The organism is Pseudoxanthomonas sp. UTMC 1351 (genome assembly GCF_040948865.1).
GTDB lineage: Bacteria > Pseudomonadota > Gammaproteobacteria > Xanthomonadales > Xanthomonadaceae > Pseudoxanthomonas_A.
The window spans coordinates 90,595-108,148 of sequence record NZ_JAVGJT010000017.1 but is presented as its reverse complement, the minus strand read 5'-3'; the positions used below and the strand labels follow the sequence as shown (position 1 = coordinate 108,148).

The window sequence follows — 17,554 nt, the reverse complement described above, 5'->3', positions numbered from 1 at the left end:
TCTCCGATATGACCGCCCCCACGGATTCAACCCCCGCTTCTGAACGCCCGCCGGTGAAAACCGAATACAAGTTTTCCCACGTCACCACGGGCCGCTATCTGCCTACCCCGGGCAAGGCGCCGGGTTGGCCGTTCGCCGAGATCGGCCATTGGAAGATCGACGTCAACGCCACCTCCGCCGACTGGATCAGCGAGTTGCGCGATTGGCGGCGCGAACACCTCAGCCGGATCGGCTACGACGACGCGAACTACCGCCGGCCCGAACTGCAATGGGCGCAGCGCAATTTCGTGCACGCGCAGATGATGGTGGAGGACCGCTACTTCTACGATGTGGAGGCCGGCTGCTATACCGTGGACCGATATCTCGACGATCTGGAACAGCGTTTCGGCGGCTTGGACAGTGTGCTGCTCTGGTACGTCTATCCGAACATCGGCATCGACGACCGCAATCAGTTCGACATGGCGCGTGACCTGCCCGGTGGTATCGAAGGACTGCGTGGCGCGGTGAAAGATTTCCACCGCCGCGGCGTCAAGGTGTTCCTGCCGACGATGCCGTGGGACAACGGCACCCGCGAGCAAGGTGAGGCGGATTGGCACGCGGTGGCGAAACTGGTGAAGGAAGTCGGCGCGGACGGCATCAACGGCGACACCTACAACGGCGTGCCGCGTGCGTTCTTCGATGCCTGCGATGCGCTCGGCCGTCCGGTGGTGGTGCAGCCGGAATCCACCATCAGCGCGGAAGAGCACCTGATCTGGAACGTGCAGAGCTGGGGCAAGAAAGCGCCGAACGAAGTGATTCCTCCAGTGGCCAAGTTCAAGTGGCTGGAGCCGCGCCATATGATCAACTACGAGAACCGCTGGGGCCGCGACCGCAACCACGACCTGCAATACATCTTCTTCAACGGCATCGGTTACAACGCTTGGGAAAACGTCTGGGGCATCTGGAACCAGTTCACCCCGCGCGACGCAGAATCGCTACGCCGCATTGCCACCATCGAGCGGCAGTTCGCGCCGCTGATGGTCAGCCAGGATTGGACGCCGTATTTCCCCACCTTGCAGGCTGGCGTGTTCGCCAGCCGCTTCCCCGGTGAAGGGAAAGTCCTGTGGACGATCGTCAATCGCAACGAATACGACGTGGCGGGCGAGCAGATCGCGCTGCCGCATCGCGAAGGCGTGCGCTACTACGATCTCTGGCAGGGCGCCGAGTTGCAGCCGCGCGTGATCGATGGCCGAGCCATCATCGAGATGGCGTTGGAGGGACGCGGCTTTGGCGCACTGCTCGCTTTGGATGCCGGCGTTGAGATCGAAGGCCTGTCGTCGTTCCTGGCGCTGATGGCCGGTTTCGCCCGCGTGCCGCTGCGCACGCTATCCAACCACTGGCAAGCCATCCCGCAGCAGATCACGCCCATCGCAGCGACATCGCCCGCCGCGCAGGCGCCGGAAGGCATGGTCACGATTCCTGCCGGCGAGTATCTGTTCGTCGTCGGTGGTGTGGAGATCGAAGGACAGACATGGGAAGGCGTCGATTTCCAGTATCCCTGGGAGAAAAGTGCCCGTCGCCATCATCGTCAGCGCATGGCGATGAAGGCCTTCCACATCGATCGCGTTCCGGTGACCAACGCTCAGTTCAAGGTATTCCTGGACGCCAGCGGCTATCGGCCGCGCGACACGCACAACTTCCTGCGCGACTGGCGCGACTGGCGCGATGGCACACCGCAACCGGGCTGGGAGAACAAGCCCGTCACCTGGGTGTCCATCGAAGACGCACGCGCCTACGCCGCCTGGGCCGGCAAACGACTGCCGCACGAGTGGGAATGGCAGTACGCCGCCCAGGGAACCGATGGTCGCCTGTATCCGTGGGGTAATGATTGGCGCGCTGATGCCGTGCCGGAAACCAATCGCGGCCGCCGCCTGCGACCGCCGGCGGACGTGGATGCGCACCCGCAGGGCGCCAGTCCCTTCGGCGTATTGGATCTGGTGGGTAATGTGTGGCAATGGACCGACGAATACGCCGACGACCACACCCGCGCTGCGGTTCTGCGCGGCGGCAGTGCGTATCAGCCGCAGACGTCGCATTGGTATTTTCCGCAAGCGTACCGCTTGGATCAGCACGGCAAGTACCTGCTGATGGCGCCCAGCAAGGATCGTTCCGGCATGGTCGGTTTCCGCTGCGTGGTGGATGCGAAATGAGTAGCCCGCATCGCCATGATCGCGTTGCGGCCGCGAGCGACGTGCGCCTGGAAGGACCGTTGGGCACGGCGTTGGAAGCCAACCGCAGCGGCCGGCTCAGTCATTTCATCGTCGACGAAACCAGCCCCGCCATCGCCATCTTCGGTCCTGCGCATACCGCCCATAACCAGGAAGGTGATTGGTACGGCGAACACGCTGGAAAATGGCTGTACGCCGCCGCAAAGGCGGCAGCGCGATCACAGGATGCTGCGCTGATCGACAACCTGCACCGCGTCGCCGGCTATCTGGTGAGCGTGCAGCAAGCCGACGGATACCTGGGCAATTACGCGCCCGAGCGTCGATTCATGCGCCCGCAGCCGCCGAAGCCGGTCAGCTGGGACGGTGCGCCCAGCGTGCGCACCTGGGATATCTGGACGCACAGCTATCTGATTCTCGGACTGTTGGAAGTCCACAAGCATTTTCCGCGACCGGAATACCTGCAAGCCGCGTGCAGGATCGGCGATCTGTGCTGGCATGCGCTGACCGAAGGCGGCATCGATATCACCAACCTGGGCAATCACCACGGCATGTCCGCGACGGTGTTGATGGACCCGGCGGTGGAGCTGTACATCGCCACCGGCGAAGAACGCTACCTGGACTTGGCAAAACGCGTACTCGAACAGGCCGACCGCAACCCGATGTTGGCGCTGCTGGCGCGCGCGTTGTCCGGCGCCGATGCATCGGAGATCGCCACCGGCAAGGCATACCAACTGGCGTGGAATCTGGTGGGGTTGGCCAAGCTGCACAAGGCCACGGGCGAAGCGGCGTTGGCGCAGGCCGTGGATCACCTGTGGCACAACATCCGCGACCACCACCTCACGCTGGGCGGCGGTCCCTGGGGTGGCGTGGCGCATCGGTCGCGTGAAGTCTTCAACCCGGCAGGCGCGTTCTTTCCACAAGCCTACGTTGAAACCTGTTCGATACTCGCCTGGATCCAGCTCAACCGCGAACTTCTGGCGATCACCGGCGAAGCCAAGTACGCCGAAGAAATAGAACGCACCGCGTACAACGACCTGTTGGGAGCTCACGCGCCCAATGGCGAGGATTGGTGCTACTACTCGTTTCCCAACGGCAAGCGCGTGCACACCACATACTGGCGCTGCTGCAAATCCAGCGGCGCCATGGCGCTGGAAGAACTGCCGGCGATCGCCTATGCCGTTTCTCCTGACGGCGCGGCGCGGATCAATCTTTACGGTCCTGGCCGCGCTCGACTGGCGTTGACTCAAGCGGGTGGCGTTGAGCTGCGGCAGGACACGGGCTATCCCTTCGATGGCAGCATTCGCATTACCGTGACGCATGAGCAATCGGCACAGTTCGCAATCGATGTGAGGATTCCGTCCTGGGCGGCGAATGCGAGCATTGCGATCAACGGTGCGGCGATCCGGAGCTTTGCTGAAGCGGGCACCTACGTACGGCTGGAACGCGAATGGAAAACAGGCGATGAGATCGTCCTCGACTTCCCGATGCAACCAACGCTGCATCGTCGCGTTCATCGCAATGTGCAGGAATCGCGCGCACCCGATGGCTCGCCGGTAAGGCAGGAAGTGCTCCGCTACGAATACGTCGGCCTCACACGCGGCCCATTGGTCTATGCCACCGGCCTGGTCGACGGCTACAAGACCGAGGAGACGGTGCGTCTTCCCTCGGCGCCCAGCGGTCAATGGTTGGAAGTCCTGCCGATGCAGCCGGGTGAAGAAGGACCCGGTATTCGCATGAAACTGGAAGGGCGGCCGGAATTGGTGTTCTGGCCGTACTACCGCGTCGGTGGACGCGAGGATGGCGCCTGGCGGCTGACGTGGTTATCGCTGGCGCCGGGCACATCGTCGGCAGAGGTGCCGCCGTTGGCGTAACACCGCGCACAGGCTCATGCATTCGACGGGGCGGAAAAGCAGAAGCTCGCGCCAGGACAGCGTTCCTACGTGGCACACCAGCCAAATACCAAGAATTTATGGCAGCAGAACATATGAATTCGCACTGTTTCGCTGTCTACTCCTGCATCAGACTGCCCAGTGACACAGTCGCAATGGTTGATGGATCTACCGCTAATGGATAAGACGTCTCCGGACAACGCATCGCTTTTTGGCTCCGCCCAGCGCCAGGGTCCGGCCGGCCCGCTGAGCGGTATCAAGGTGCTCGATCTCAGTGCCTACATCGCCGGTCCCTACGGCTGCACGCTGCTGGCCGACCAGGGCGCGGACGTGCTGAAGGTGGAACCGCCCGACGGCGACAACCTGCGCCAATATCCTTCCACCTTGCAGGCCGAAAGCCGCGCGTTCATGGGCGTGAACCGCAGCAAGCGCGGCGTTTCATTGGACCTGAAGAATGCTCAGGATCTGGCGAAGCTGCTGCGCCTGGTGCGCGAAGCCGATGTGCTGGTACACAACTTTCGCCCCGCGGTACCCAAGCGGTTGGGCATCGATCATGAGCGGCTCAATCTTCTCAATCCGCGCCTGATCTATTGCGCGGTGACCGGGTATGGCGAAGCCGGACCGATGAAGGACAAGGCCGGTTACGACCAGGTGCTGCAGACCATGACCGGCATGTGCACGCTGCAGGGGAAGCGTGGTGGCGCACCGGAAATCATCTACGGCTCGGTGGTCGACTACTACGCCGCGGCATTGTTGGCGGCAGGCGTGTCTTCGGCGCTGTACGAACGCGAGCGCAGCGGGTTGGGCCAGTTCGTCGGCGTTTCGTTGCTGCGCAGCGCGTTGACCATGCAGTCGGCGCGGATGATCTGGGTGGAAGGCGAGTCTTTGGATATCGGTCGCGACATGCGTTCTGGCGGAGTCACCGGCATCCACCCGGCACGCGAGGGCTATCTCTATATTTCTGCCAACACGCCGCGTTTCTGGCAGGCGCTTTGCCGCAAGGTCGGCCTGAACGCGTTGGCCGAGGATCCGCGCTACGACAGCGTCCGCAAGCGCGCCGAGCATGCCGCCGACATCGTGCCGCAGCTGCACGTCGCACTGGCGGCGCACACGGCGATGGAATGGGAGGCTTTGTTCGGCGATGAAGTGCCGTGCGCCGCGGCGCGCCGGGTGGAAGACATGTTCGAACACCCGCAAGTGCTGGCGGAAGACATTGTGGCCACCATCGAACACCCGGTGGTCGGCGCCTATCGAGGTGTCACACGGCCCATCAAGTTCGGCAGGACTCCGGGCCCGGCGCCGTTCGCTTCGCCGGTGTTCAATCAGGATGCGGAGGCTTTGGCGTCGTACGATGACAATGCGCCGTCCAAGCAAAGCGGTTCTGGCGCTTAGTTTTCTCCGGGCACATACGAAAGAACAGCGCGCCCTTTGCTGCTCCAGCTTGCGTTCTATCCGTGCGGCAACGAAAGTCGCGGCTCGGTAGTCGCCGCATTCCGGCACACGTGATCGCGGAGGCGGTTTAAAGCATGGGCGAGCGCTTTGAGCGATAGAAAATCGATTCGGCGAAAATCAATTTTCCGATGGTGTGCCGCGCCTCTCGTCCGTATCCGATAGACGGAAGATCGGCGTCATCGGCGTCCACTTCTGTCCGGCCGGTGTCCACGGTGTCGCCTTCTGGAAGCGCCACATCAGCGTTTCCCATTCGCGCAAACGCGCATTTGCACGTTCCGCAACGGCCATCGCTTCGGCGTCGAACACGGCATCGTCGGTGTCCATGATCATCACCATGCGGGTGCCAAGACGGAAGATTTCCAGCTCGCGCATACCGTGCGAGCGCAGGTGTGCCAGTACTTCCGGCCAGACATCGCGGTGATGGGCTTCGTACTGCGCGATGAGATCAGGATCATCCTGCAGGTCGAGGGCAAGGCAATGGCGCATGGTGTACCTGCGAAGTGGTCAGTGATTGGCCGATGCTAGCCTAGAGATCCAACCCGGGGAATCCCGAATCTCGAACCATGCGCTGTGTTCTCAACCGCGTTCGCGGGCATGACGAGCAAAAGCAGTATCGTTACGATGAGCCGGGCAAGGCTCATCGTCCGCGCTTGCGGACGCCCCAGACAATCTGCACCCCCGGAGATTCGCATGACCACGCGCCGCCGCTTTTTGCATTCAACCCTGCTCGCCGGTGGCGCGCTGGCGCTGCCACATGGTGCCGCCGCAACCACGTCGCCGCGCCCGCGGGTAGTGTCGACTTGGGACTTTGGTGTCGGCGCCAATCAGGCGGCGTGGCCGGTATTGACGCGCGGGGGCAGCGCCCTGGATGCGGTGGAAGCCGGCGCCCGCTGGGCGGAGGGTACGTTGTGCAACAGCACCGTGGGCCGTTGCGGTTATCCCGACCGGGATGGGGTGCTGACGCTGGATGCCAGCATCATGGATGGCGACGGCCGCTGCGGTGCGGTGGCCGCGCTCGAGGATATCGGGCACCCGATCTCGGTCGCACGCGCGGTGATGGAGAAGACGCCGCACGTCATGCTGGTCGGCGATGGTGCGCAGCAGTTCGCCGTCGAACAGGGATTCGAGAAAAAAGCGCTACTGACGCCGGAAGCGAAGCAGGCCTGGCGCGAATGGCTGAAGACCGCGAAGTACCAGCCCCAGATCAACGCCGAGCGCGCGAAGACGCCTGGCAATAGCGACAACCACGACACCCTGGGCATTCTGGCGCTCGACGCCAACGGCCATCTTGCTGGTGCATGCACCACCAGCGGCATGGCGTGGAAGCTGCACGGCCGGGTTGGCGACAGTCCGATAATCGGCGCCGGGCTGTACGTCGACAATGAGGTCGGCGCTGCGACCGCTTCCGGTGTTGGCGAGGAAATGATCCGCAACGCGGCCAGCTTCCTGGTAGTCGAATTGATGCGCCAGGGCCGTTCGCCCATGGATGCCTGCCGCGAGGCGATCGAGCGCGTGGTGCGCAAGCGCCCGGAAGCCAGCAAGACCTTGCAGGTGTGCTTCCTGGCGATGAACAAGGGGGGCGAGGTGGGCGCGTTCGCGCTGCACTCGGGTTTTGTTTATGCGGTTTGCGATGCGGGGAAGCAGGACGCGTTGTTGGATGCGAAGTCGGTTTATGGAACGAAGTAGACATTGATCGCATCGGGGCGGACGTAGACCGGCTCCGCGTGGCCGACGCATGCGTGGCTACGGTTCACCACCCGGACGCGCTGCGGCGCGTTCTTGATCGGCGTGCACCGAGGGGCCACGGGGCGCGGTGGCATCGGGGCGAGGCCCCGACCTACGCGGATTCGCCACAGGATTTTGTAGGAGCGGCGTCCCGCCGCGAGCTCTTTCCGTCAGATTGCGGCAGAAGCGAAGAGCTCGCGCCGAGACGGCGCTCCTACAAGGATTTCCGGATTTTAGGTCGACCCCGCGTGGCCGACGCATGCACGAGTGCGGTGGTGGCGTCGGGGCGTGATCCCCGACCTACGCGGATTCGCTACAGGACATTGTAGGAGCGGCGTCCCGCCGCGAGCTCTTTCTGTCAGATTGCGGCAGAAGCGAAGAGCTCGCGCCGAGACGGCGCTCCTACAAGGATTTCCGGATCGTCGGTCGGCCCCGCGTGGCCGACGCATGCGTGCTTACGATTCGCCACCCGGACGCGCTGCGGCGCGTTCTTGATCGCGCGCACCGAGGGACCACCGGGGCGCGGAGCGGCGTCCTACAGACACAGAAAGACATAGCTTGCCTATCTTGCATGTCTACGTCGCGTGAGCGGAAACGTGGCGGTGGCTTGGAAATTTTCACTGGTGAAATTCGTTTTTAGATCGTTCTAAAACGGTGATACACGCCACATTTTTTTAACGATCTTGTCGCGTATGTTCCACATCGAGGGATCGATGTCACATGGCTGACATCTCGCTAAGTCGAGCGAACGCGATGGTTCCGGGGTCGGAATTCTGTCCATCGCGTTGACCATTTAGACCTATTTCAACGTCCGGAGGGGGCACTCATGCAGCACTCAATCTTCCATCGCAACGCCTTGGCGAGTGCGCTCGCAGTCGCGCTGTTTTCACCGTTCATGGCGCTGGCGCAGGACGCGCCGCAGCAACCGCCTGCGGAACCGACGGAGGAGCAGGCCCCGGCCCCGCAAGGCAACGATGCGAGGACGCTGGACTCAGTCCTGGTCACCGGCTCGCGCATCAAGCGCGCGGAGGTCGAAGGCCCGGCGCCGGTGACGATCATCACTGGCGACCAGATAAGGAGGGAAGGTTTCACCACGGTCTATGAAGCGCTCGGCTCATTGACCGAGGTCACCGGCAACGTGCAGAACGACTACGACTGGGGCCAAAGCTCGGTCAACGCCAGTCCGCTCAACCTGCGCAATCTCGGCCCCGGCCGCAGCCTGCTGCTGATCAACGGCCATCGCGTGGCCGACTACCCGATGCCGTACCAGGGCAAGAGCAATTTCGCCAACTACAACAACATCCCCACCGGCATCGTTGATCGCATCGAGGTGCTCTCCAGCGGTGCCTCCGCGATCTACGGCTCCGACGCGGTGGCCGGCGTGGTCAACGTCATCCTGAAGACGGACATCGATGGCGACACCCTGCGCGCGCGCTACGGCACCACGACTGAGGGCGGGCGCGACGTACGCGACGTCTCCTGGTCCGGCGGCCGGTCTGGCGAGGACTGGAGCGTGGTCTACACGCTGCAATACTTCGACCGCGAGCCGCTGTGGTCGCACGAACGGCCGTTCATGGATGAGGAAAACGATGCGCCGCGCCGCACTTGGAGCTATGGCGGCGTGCGGGAAGGCGGCGCGACGAACACGCCGCAGGTCGGCATCCGCCTTTACGACGTGGCCAATGATCAGCGGCTCAGGCCGCCGACGGGCGCCTGCGACCAATTCGGCGGCGATTTTTACGAGCACAACCGCGTGCTTTACAGCGATTTCAGCGGTGCGCAAACCGATACCGGCTGGCAATGCGCCAACCGTTCCGTGTTCCAGCATTGGACGTTGCGCAATGCCAGCAAGGACCTCTCGCTCTACTTGTACGGCACCAAGCAGTTCGGCAACGTCGAAGCCTGGGCGACCTATGGGTACTGGGACTCGACCGGCAAGAGCAACACCTTCATGCCGGCCTGGGGCAGCCAAAATTACATCGACCGCGACAGCGGTCAGGAGCGCAGCCTGCTGCGCTACTTCACACCGAGCGAGATCGGTGGCGAAGACCGCGCGTTGACCAAGTCCAAGGAAACCAACTGGGATTTCAGTGCCGGCCTGCGGGGCACCGTCTTCAGCGATCGCTTCGACTGGGAAGTGATGGCCGGCCGCGCCGAGTACGAGATCCAGGAGCTCTTCCCGATCGTTCACAACACACGCGCCACGGAATTCTTCCTGGGCCCATCGTTGGGCACTGATGCGGCTAGCGGCCTGGAAATCCACGCACCCGACTACAACCGGCTCTGGAACCCCGCGTCCCGCAGTGACTATGAAGGCGTTCGCGCCGTCGGCGACAAGAAGTCACGCACCTGGCTCACCCAGGCCAGCGCTGTACTCAGCGGTGATCTGTTCGAGGGTTGGGCCGGCCCGATCGGCTTCGCCGGCGTGCTGGAAGCGGCGGAGCAGGGTTACAAACTGACTCCCGATCCCAACACCATGGGCCTCAATCCCGCGTACGAAACGCCGTTCGGTAACGTCGAGACTGGCGGCGGCGAGCGCAAGCGCTATGCGGCGGGCGTGGAATTCAAGATTCCGTTGCTCAAGAGTTTGACTATGTCGGCCGCAGGCCGCTACGACCGCTACGACGCGGTAGCCGACGATGCCGCCAACACCTACAACGTGGGTCTGGAATGGCGTCCATTCTCCACCTTGCTGCTGCGCGGCAGCTATGCGACCAGCTTCCGTGCGCCGGACATGCACTACGTCTACGCCGATCCCAGTGAAAGCGTGGCCGACCAAGTCGATTACCTGACCTGTTTGCAGGATCCCAACCGCCAGACCAGCAATTGCCCGGGTGGTGTAGGCGACCCATACCACATCGACAATCCGCTGATCGCCCGACAGGGTTCCGAAGACCTGCTGTACGAAACCGGCGATTCGCTCACCTACGGCTTCGTATGGGATGCGTTCGAGAATTTCTCCGTCAGCGCCGACTATTGGCGGATCAACATTGAGGATGCGATCGACGATGTCGGCGCCGATCAGGTACTGCTGGACGAGGCCTACTGCATCACCGGTGAGCAGCCCGCCGACAAGCCGGCGCGGACACCGCCCAGTCAGGCGCTGTGCGACCTGCAGCTGAGCCGCGTGACGCGTGACGCCAATGGCGTGGTCACTCGCGTTGAAATCGGTCCGATCAATCGGGCCAAGCAAAGCGTTAGCGGCGTCGATGTGGCGTCGCGCTACAGCCTGCAGACCGAGAGCTTGGGAACGTTCGACTTCGCGTTGAACTACACCCGGCAGCTGAGCTACAAGATCGCGCAGTTCCCGGGCGATCTCTTCGAAAACACGCGCGACCAGGAACGCCAGATACGCTATCGCGGCCGCGCCAGCGCCAGCTGGACATTGGATCCCTGGACCGCAGTGCTGTATGTGGACTGGACCGCGGGCACCCGCAGCGACCGTTTCAACGGCTGCACTGCACTGCCCAATGGTTTCCGCCCCGATGTGGCCACCGACTGCACGGATCTGCGCACGAACAGCGCAGGCGAACGCAGCATCAGCTACGGCCAGCAGAGCGAACTGGTGAAGTACTACAACCAGGACAGGTTCTATTGGAACGCCAGTCTCGGCTACCAGGCCACGGACGCGTTGCGTCTGAATTTCTACGTCAACAACATCTTCGACGATCACTATCAGGATAAGTGGTGCGGCGGCTTTGCCTTCTGCGTGGCTAATCCAGTGGGTCGTGAGGTGGCTGCGGAGGTTGTTTACCGCTTTGATTGATGCGGTAGTTGGATCAGTTGTTGCCATAAGGAAGAGCCCGGCGTGAGCCGGGCTCTTTTTGCATGAACATGTAGGAGCGACGTCAGTCGCGATCGCGCATCGCCTCGCTCGGGCGCGATCAGGATCCGCCTCATCTAAAAGCATCGCGACTGACGTTGCTCCTACAACCAAATCACCCTTTGACATGGCCTTATCGTTCGCCGATCTAGCTTTAGCGGCCGTCCGTTGGAGGATCCGTTGATGAGCGCTCTGTCCAGGAACAAGGTTGCCGGAGCCTTGATTGCATCATTCTTCTGGAGCTTTCTCTTTCCAGCGTCAGGGTTGGAACGGGCCGGTACCGTTGCGGACCCCAGCGTTGCTGAGATTGAGAAGCTCGAAAAACTCAAGGATAGAACCAAAAACAGGGATGACTACAAGAAGGGCTCTAAAGCCGGTCACATCGACTACATAGCATTGTTTCAACGCGAGTCCCGCGATGAAGCATGGGCTCCTCAAGCAGAGTTTGCGATTGCCCGAAGCCTATCCGCCTTGCCCCTGGAAAGCTCCGGCTTGTCACGGCCTGTTGTCCGGTGCGCCACAAACGTCTGCGAAATAATGACAGTCCAGAATGCGGCTGGCACGGAAAACCTTCGTACTAACTGGCAGGTTCTGCTTGTCCAGCTGACAAAATCGGAGAAGCTCGGTGTAAGTGTGGCGGATAGCATGGTGCTGACGACCAGCGTCGACAGCGAAAGAACTGGTTTCGTGTCCTACTTGCTCGTCGATCGGGGGCAGCCGATCTAACCGGAGTTCCAAGCAGGAATTCTTTGATCATGCCCTAAGACGGCCACCTTGTGGGAGCGCTGCCCCCTTAGGGTTCGCGCTACTATGCGCCCGGGGAACTCTGGAAGGAGGGGAGCATGTCCATGTCGCGGGTTGTCCATCGGCTGATGCTGGGCACGGCGATGTTGTGCGCCGTGTTCTCGGGACACGCATCGGACTTGGCCGCCATCGAGATTTCGCCTTCGCTGCCGGGCGCCGAGCACGTGTTCTCCGGTTGGCGCCAGGCGGCGCCGGTACCGCGCACGCAACAGGTGCCGCTGGAAGTAGGCGATGAGGTCTACGGCGCGTTGCTGCGACTGACGCCAGCCAGTGCCGGCAGCGAATACCGCGTGCGCGTGCAGTTCGAAACCAGCCTCGCCGTAGGTGATGACGGTCCGCATATCGATCTGGTGGACTGGAAGCACTGCGTTTCGGAATGGAGGCCGGCGGATTCCGCCGGGCTACACGCGTTTATTCTGCCTTCGCCGACCGAGCAGGAGTCCGGTTGTTTTCCGTCGGCGCGTGCGACAGAGATCAAGGTCGCGACGCAGGCGGCTTTGGTGCGCGCGGGAATGGAAGATTCGGCGCCGCATTGGTTGGGCCTGCTGGCGTCAGTGAAGCAGGCAGGCGATCAGCCGACGTATGTGGGCATCAGCAAGGTTCGCGTGCAGGTGGAAACACTACGCAAAGGGCAGTGGGTGGAAGTCACCACGGTGGAGTTTTTGGTGCCGTTAGGGTGCTGATGAGAGTCTCGTGGTGGCATGTGGGAATTTCGATATTTGCAGTGACTGCCTTGTAGGAGTGGTGATGGCATGCGGCCATTGGTCAGTCATGAGTTGAAGTTTCCGGTTGCGACTGACGTCGCTCCCACAAGTCATCCATCGCCTCCGCTGAATTTCCGATTACCCGCCAGAGCACCGCAGGAAACAAGGTTCAAAAAAAAGCCCGGCGTTAGCCGGGCTCTCTTCGTGCGACGCACTTCAGCTTGCGCGCTGCCGAGCTACGCCCCCGTCGCGACTCAGTTGGACGTCACCGCACCAGGCAAACGAATAGCCCAGGCATAAGCATTGACGGTCTGCTTGCGCAGCGTTGCGGGAACCTCGACCACGGTAATGTCGCCATCACGACGCCAGGTCAACGTAGCGTCGCTGCCGAGCAGCTTCACCTCCGCGCCGGCAGCAGGCGCGGGGCCGGGAATGCGCAGCGTTGCCGGCAGCTTCGTTTCTTTCGCATCTGGCAGATAGATCGCATACACAGTGCCGTCCTTCAGTCGCGTGTAACGGAACTTGCCGTCGCGATACGGTGCGACGGACCGGCTGGCGTAGATCGCCTCGCCATTGACCTTCATCCACGCACCGATTTCTTTCAGGCGTTCCACTGCGACCGGCGGAAGTTCGCCGTTGGCGTCGGGACCGACGTTGAGCAGGTAGTTGCCGCCCTTCGCGACCACATCGACCAGCATCTGCACCACGCTGCGGGAGGATTTGTAGTTGTCGTTCGGCGTGTACGACCACGAGTCGCCGAGGGTCATGCAGGTTTCCCACGGGTACGGCAGCGGTTCGTCGGGAATCTTCTGCTCCGGAGTGCGGTAGTTTTCATAGCGACCGCCCACCGCGCGATCGACGACGATCAGGCCGGGTTGGTTCTTGCGCGCCATCGCCGTCATTGCCGGCATGTCGATGTCCTGCGGCCACGCCACGCCAGCCGCGTCCTTCGATGCTTCATTCCTGGTCGGGCGCACCCAGCCGCCGTCCAGCCACAGGATATCGACGGGGCCATACTGCGTGGTCAGTTCGCCGACCTGCGCGTGAGTGAAGTCGACGAAACGCTTCCACATCTCCGGGTGCTTGCGTGTGTCGTAGTTGTTGTGGCGGTTGGGCGTGGCCCACCGTGGCGACCAGTAATTGTCGTTGTTCCAGTCGGGTTTGGAAAAATAAGCGCCGATACCGAAACCTTCAGCGCGGAACGCATTGAATACTTCCTTGGTGATGTCGGCACGCGGATTGGTGTGGAAGGGCACGTTCGGCGCGGTGATGCGGTAATCGCTCTGCCGCGTGTCGTACATGTTGAACCCGTCGTGATGCTTGGTGGTGAACACCACGTACTTCGTGCCGGCGTCCTTGGCGATATCCGCCCAACGCTCCGGGTCGAACTTGACCGGGTTGAAGGTGGTCGGCAGTTGCTCGTAGCGCTTCACGTAGTCCACGTAAGCCTCGCCTTCGGGGCGCTTGCACCACTCCACGTCCTCGGAGCAGATCGACCACGATTCGACCACGCCCCACTGGCTGTACGGGCCCCAGTGCATCATGAAGCCGAATTTCCAGTCCTGCCATTGCTCCAGCTTTCGCACCACCAGCGGATCGGTTTCCGGCACATAATCGCCTGGGCTATCGGCATGGGCGGCGGAAAAGGGCGCAGCGCAGAGCAGCGCGGTCAATAGAAGTCGTAGCGGTTTCATTCGTCGTTCCCGATTGGTTGGTACTTTGCGCTGCATGGCTCAGCCGAATCCAGGGCGGCTGCAGCGATGGTCGAGCCGGTCTTGTCCGTGCACCGGTGTTGGATGGCGCCAGCATCGATCCGGAAAAGGACCTTGTTTTTGCGCTTCTTCTGCATAATCACCGATCTCCGCCAGCGAATGCCTGTTGCACCTGCCGCAGTGGCATCATCGTAATCCGAACCACAACAGAGAGCCGATACGCAGTGAACGGAACGCCAGCAGAACAGGAGTGCGCCCAGTGAGCGCGACATATGTGCTCGAAATCGCCGCCAACTCGCTCGCTTCCGCGCTGGCCGCGCAGGCGGGCGGCGCTTCGCGTATCGAACTATGCACCGCACTCGAACTCGGTGGGCTGACGCCTTCGCCAGGACAGATCGCGCTGGTGCGCGAGAAGCTGTCCATTCCAATGCATGTGCTGGTGCGGCCGCGTGCTGGTGACTTCGCATACACCGGCGAAGAGCACGCGACCATACTGGCTGATATTGCGCACTGTGCCGCCGCCGGTTGCGACGGCGTGGTGGTCGGTGCGCTGACCGCGGACGGTGACGTCGACGTGGCGCGCTGCCGTGAATTTGTCTCAGCCGCCGGCCAGCTCGACCTGACCTTCCACCGTGCCATCGATGTCTGCCGTGATCCGGCGGCGGCGCTGGAGGCGGTCATCGGCTTCGGCTTCACGCGCGTTCTCAGTTCCGGTGGCGCGGCGAGCGCGATGGAAGGTAGCGCCAACCTGCGGCGATTGATCGAACAAGCCGCTGGACGTATCGAGATCATGCCGGGCGCTGGCATCGACGCGGCCAACATCGGCGCGCTCATGGCAGCGACTGGCGCACGTGAATTCCACGCGTCGGCCAAGCGAACGTTACCCACGCGGATGAGCTTCGCGCCATCGGACTCGTTGGGTATGGCGGGTGGTGAAACCCGTAGCGACAGCGCCCAGGTGCATCGCCTTGTTGATGCGATGCGAGCGGCCGCAGCGGGAACGTAGGCGATGACGTTGTCGTCGCCCACGCCACAGCGCACAACCTGCCGCGTTCGTGCATCGTTGGATGCAAGCAGCGGCAGGATTGGCCTCATTGCTATGCGTTCACCGCGGAAGCACCCAGCAGGGCGACCGCTTCAGCATGCGTGGGCAGCGCGGCGAACGCGCCGTGCCGGGTGACCGCCAGCGCACCGCAGGCCGAGGCATAACGCAGACAGCGTTCGAGTTCCGCCGGCTGTGCGAGGAAGGCGTCGAACGTGCGCGCATCGACGCCTTCGCGCTGGAAACGCAATAGCAAACCGCCGATGAAGGCATCGCCAGCGGCCGTGGTGTCCACCGCCTTGACCTTGATGGTTGGCATTTCACCGCTGCGTTCGCGCGCGAACCAGCGCATCGGCGCGGCGCCGTCGGTGATCAGCACCAGGCGCGCATTGCGCAGCAGGCGGGTGACGATGTCGTCGTCGGAAAAGCGACCTTCCTTCAGGTATTCCAGTTCCTCGCGCGCCAGCTTGATCAGGTCGGCGGCTTCCAGTGCGCGCCAGAGTACCGGCAGCGATGGCGTTGCGTCCGGCCATAGCGCGGGGCGCAGGTTGAGGTCGATGCTGACCAGCGCGCCCGCCGAGCGCGCGCGGGCCATGCCCGACAGCGTCGCCTCGGCGATCCCGGCATCGGTCAGGCTGTTGCTGCAGGCATGGAACATGCCGGCCGAGGCGAAGCAGTCAGCATCGAAATCCTCGTCGCGGAACAGCAGGTCCGCCGCGGGCGGACGGTAGAAGCTGAAGCTGCGTTCGCCATGCGCGTCCAGCGAAACGAAAGCAAGCGCTGTCTTCGCCGCGGCGGTCCGGCGGACGTAGCGTACGCCGGCGCCGGCTTCGCGCAGGCTCTGCAGCAGGAAGTCGCCGAACATGTCCTCCCCCAGCATGCCGACGAATTCGCATCGACCACCCAGTTTCGCCACGGCGACCGCGGCGTTGGCCGGAGCACCGCCGGCGAACTGACGGAAACTTCGGGCTTCGCCTTCCGAGGGCTCGCTGGCGAGGAAATCGATCAGCGCTTCGCCGAAGCAGATGATGGTGTTGTTGGCGTTGCTCATTGATCGGCGGTCACTTCTTGTTGCCGGTGGGAAAATTCAGGCGCTGAGCGCATGCGGGGTGCTCTCTCGTTCGGTCAGCATCACGGGCACGATCACCGATCGCCGCGGCATGGATGGCATGGCGGCGCGCTGCAAAACAAGTTCGGCGACCTGGCGCCCGCGCGCGCGCGGATCGGCATCCAGCGTAGTCAGTGGCGGAACACCCACCGCCGCCTCGGGAATGTTGTCGAAGCCGGTGACGGCGAAGTCGACGCCGGGATGGCGGCCCAGACGAGTCAGCCCAAGCATCAGGCCCAGTGCTACCGCGTCGTTGTAGCAAACGGCCGCGGTCGGCGCCGGATCAATAGCGAACAACGCATCGGCGTGCGCACTGGCTTCGAGGCGGGTGGGCGTGGTTTCGATCATCCAGCGTGGATCGGCCGCGATGCCGGCTTCATTCAGCGCATCCTGGTAGCCCAGCCGGCGTCCGCGACAGGAGCTGGAATTGGCGTGGCCACCGTAGAAGGCGATGTGGCGGTGCCCCAGTTCCAGCAATCGTTTGGTCGCCAAGCGGGCACCGGCGCGATTGTCGAGACCCAGGAAGTCGTATTCGAAACCCGGAACCGGCGTGCCGGTCAGTTCGCGGTTGAAGACCAGCAGCGGCGCGTGCCGGCCAATCGCCAATTCCACATCGGCCACGTCGCTGTTCTCGGCGGGCGACAGAATAATCCCGGCGGGATGATGCTCCACCATCGAACCCAGTAGCTGCCGTTGCCGTGCGGGCGACTCGTTGCTGCTGCCCAGCAGGGTGACGTAGCCCTTGGCGCCGAGCGCCTCGTCGACGCCTGCAGCGAACTCGGCGAAGAATGGGTTCGACAGATCATTGATGATCAGCGCCACCGTGGTGGAGACGCGTTGGCGCAGGTTGGCGGCGGCGCGGTTGTAAACGTAGCCCTGACGCTGCATTTCTGCCTCGACCCGGCGGCGTGTGTCGGCATGCACCAGCGGACTGCGGCGCAGCACCAGCGACACCGTTGCGCGGGAAACCCCGCAGGCGTGTGCGATGTCGTTCAGGGTGATTCTGCGCGGTTTGTCCAAAGCGTCACCAAGTCCGTTTTAGATCGATCCAATCTCTCACATCCTGCGGCAAACAAGACATGCCTGCA

At 62.8% G+C, this 17,554-nt stretch carries 12 protein-coding genes; 8 read left to right on the top strand and 4 right to left on the bottom strand.

Features of this window, described 5'->3' with window-relative positions:
* Positions 1-8 precede the first annotated feature (8 nt).
* The 3 genes from AB6O04_RS12620 to AB6O04_RS12610 all read left to right on the top strand — a co-directional run bounded on the left by AB6O04_RS12620 (position 9) and on the right by AB6O04_RS12610 (position 5,488).
* The gene (locus tag AB6O04_RS12620) at positions 9-2,189 is read left to right on the top strand and encodes a formylglycine-generating enzyme family protein (RefSeq protein ID WP_368564335.1); all 2,181 of its coding nucleotides are present in this window, start codon (positions 9-11) and stop codon (positions 2,187-2,189) included.
* Complete coding sequence (locus AB6O04_RS12615; protein ID WP_368564334.1) at positions 2,186-4,078, top strand: glycoside hydrolase family 127 protein; 1,893 nt, start codon at positions 2,186-2,188, stop codon at positions 4,076-4,078. The genes AB6O04_RS12620 and AB6O04_RS12615 overlap by 4 nt, the downstream gene beginning before the upstream one ends.
* Positions 4,079-4,273: 195 nt before the next feature.
* A complete protein-coding gene (locus tag AB6O04_RS12610) occupies positions 4,274-5,488 on the top strand; it encodes a CaiB/BaiF CoA transferase family protein (RefSeq protein ID WP_368564333.1) in 1,215 nt (404 codons plus the stop codon).
* 177 nt (positions 5,489-5,665) lie between these two features.
* Here AB6O04_RS12610 and AB6O04_RS12605 read toward each other — a convergent pair whose 3' ends face one another.
* The gene (locus AB6O04_RS12605; protein WP_368564332.1) at positions 5,666-6,034 is read right to left on the bottom strand and encodes an L-rhamnose mutarotase; all 369 of its coding nucleotides are present in this window, start codon (positions 6,032-6,034) and stop codon (positions 5,666-5,668) included.
* Between the two features lie 204 nt (positions 6,035-6,238).
* Between AB6O04_RS12605 and AB6O04_RS12600 the strand changes: the two genes are divergently transcribed.
* The 4 genes from AB6O04_RS12600 (at position 6,239) to AB6O04_RS12585 (ending at position 12,583) form a co-directional block, all read left to right on the top strand.
* Positions 6,239-7,234, top strand: coding sequence for a N(4)-(beta-N-acetylglucosaminyl)-L-asparaginase (locus AB6O04_RS12600; protein WP_368564331.1), 996 nt, complete (start codon positions 6,239-6,241; stop codon positions 7,232-7,234).
* 865 nt (positions 7,235-8,099) lie between these two features.
* Positions 8,100-11,039: a TonB-dependent receptor gene (locus AB6O04_RS12595; protein ID WP_368564330.1), complete on the top strand. Its 2,940-nt coding sequence runs from the start codon at positions 8,100-8,102 to the stop codon at positions 11,037-11,039.
* 240 nt (positions 11,040-11,279) lie between these two features.
* Positions 11,280-11,822 (top strand): hypothetical protein, encoded by a 543-nt coding sequence (locus AB6O04_RS12590; RefSeq protein WP_368564329.1) that lies wholly within the window; start codon positions 11,280-11,282, stop codon positions 11,820-11,822.
* A 122-nt stretch (positions 11,823-11,944) separates the two neighbouring features.
* Positions 11,945-12,583 carry a hypothetical protein gene (locus AB6O04_RS12585; protein WP_368564327.1) on the top strand — a complete coding sequence of 213 codons (639 nt, stop codon included), beginning with the start codon at positions 11,945-11,947 and terminating at the stop codon, positions 12,581-12,583.
* Positions 12,584-12,858: 275 nt separating this feature from the next.
* On the opposite strand, the gene AB6O04_RS12580 is transcribed toward AB6O04_RS12585, so the two are convergent.
* Complete coding sequence (locus tag AB6O04_RS12580; protein WP_368564326.1) at positions 12,859-14,298, bottom strand: alpha-L-fucosidase; 1,440 nt, start codon at positions 14,296-14,298, stop codon at positions 12,859-12,861.
* 277 nt (positions 14,299-14,575) lie between these two features.
* Here AB6O04_RS12580 and AB6O04_RS12575 point away from each other — a divergent pair, with 277 nt between their 5' ends.
* Positions 14,576-15,322 (top strand): copper homeostasis protein CutC, encoded by a 747-nt coding sequence (locus AB6O04_RS12575; RefSeq protein ID WP_368564325.1) that lies wholly within the window; start codon positions 14,576-14,578, stop codon positions 15,320-15,322.
* Positions 15,323-15,413: 91 nt separating this feature from the next.
* Here the strand turns inward: AB6O04_RS12575 and AB6O04_RS12570 are convergent, their stop codons facing one another.
* Entirely contained in the window at positions 15,414-16,409 is a 996-nt protein-coding gene (locus AB6O04_RS12570) for a carbohydrate kinase (protein WP_368564324.1), read from the bottom strand.
* A gap of 36 nt (positions 16,410-16,445) precedes the next feature.
* Positions 16,446-17,486, bottom strand: a complete 1,041-nt coding sequence (locus tag AB6O04_RS12565) for a LacI family DNA-binding transcriptional regulator (protein ID WP_368564323.1) — start codon at positions 17,484-17,486, stop codon at positions 16,446-16,448.
* Between the last annotated feature and the right edge of the window lie 68 nt (positions 17,487-17,554).

Excerpts from the sequence above, each read along its gene's own strand:
- AB6O04_RS12615 (WP_368564334.1), top strand. The coding sequence starts at position 2,186 with ATGAGTAGCCCGCATCGCCATGATCGCGTTGCGGCCGCGAGCGACGTG.
- AB6O04_RS12595 (WP_368564330.1), top strand. The coding sequence starts at position 8,100 with ATGCAGCACTCAATCTTCCATCGCAACGCCTTGGCGAGTGCGCTCGCA.
- AB6O04_RS12605 (WP_368564332.1), bottom strand. The coding sequence starts at position 6,034 with ATGCGCCATTGCCTTGCCCTCGACCTGCAGGATGATCCTGATCTCATC.
- AB6O04_RS12590 (WP_368564329.1), top strand. The coding sequence starts at position 11,280 with ATGAGCGCTCTGTCCAGGAACAAGGTTGCCGGAGCCTTGATTGCATCA.
- AB6O04_RS12570 (WP_368564324.1), bottom strand. The coding sequence starts at position 16,409 with ATGAGCAACGCCAACAACACCATCATCTGCTTCGGCGAAGCGCTGATC.
- AB6O04_RS12600 (WP_368564331.1), top strand. The coding sequence starts at position 6,239 with ATGACCACGCGCCGCCGCTTTTTGCATTCAACCCTGCTCGCCGGTGGC.
- AB6O04_RS12585 (WP_368564327.1), top strand. The coding sequence starts at position 11,945 with ATGTCGCGGGTTGTCCATCGGCTGATGCTGGGCACGGCGATGTTGTGC.
- AB6O04_RS12610 (WP_368564333.1), top strand. The coding sequence starts at position 4,274 with ATGGATAAGACGTCTCCGGACAACGCATCGCTTTTTGGCTCCGCCCAG.
- AB6O04_RS12580 (WP_368564326.1), bottom strand. The coding sequence starts at position 14,298 with ATGAAACCGCTACGACTTCTATTGACCGCGCTGCTCTGCGCTGCGCCC.
- AB6O04_RS12620 (WP_368564335.1), top strand. The coding sequence starts at position 9 with ATGACCGCCCCCACGGATTCAACCCCCGCTTCTGAACGCCCGCCGGTG.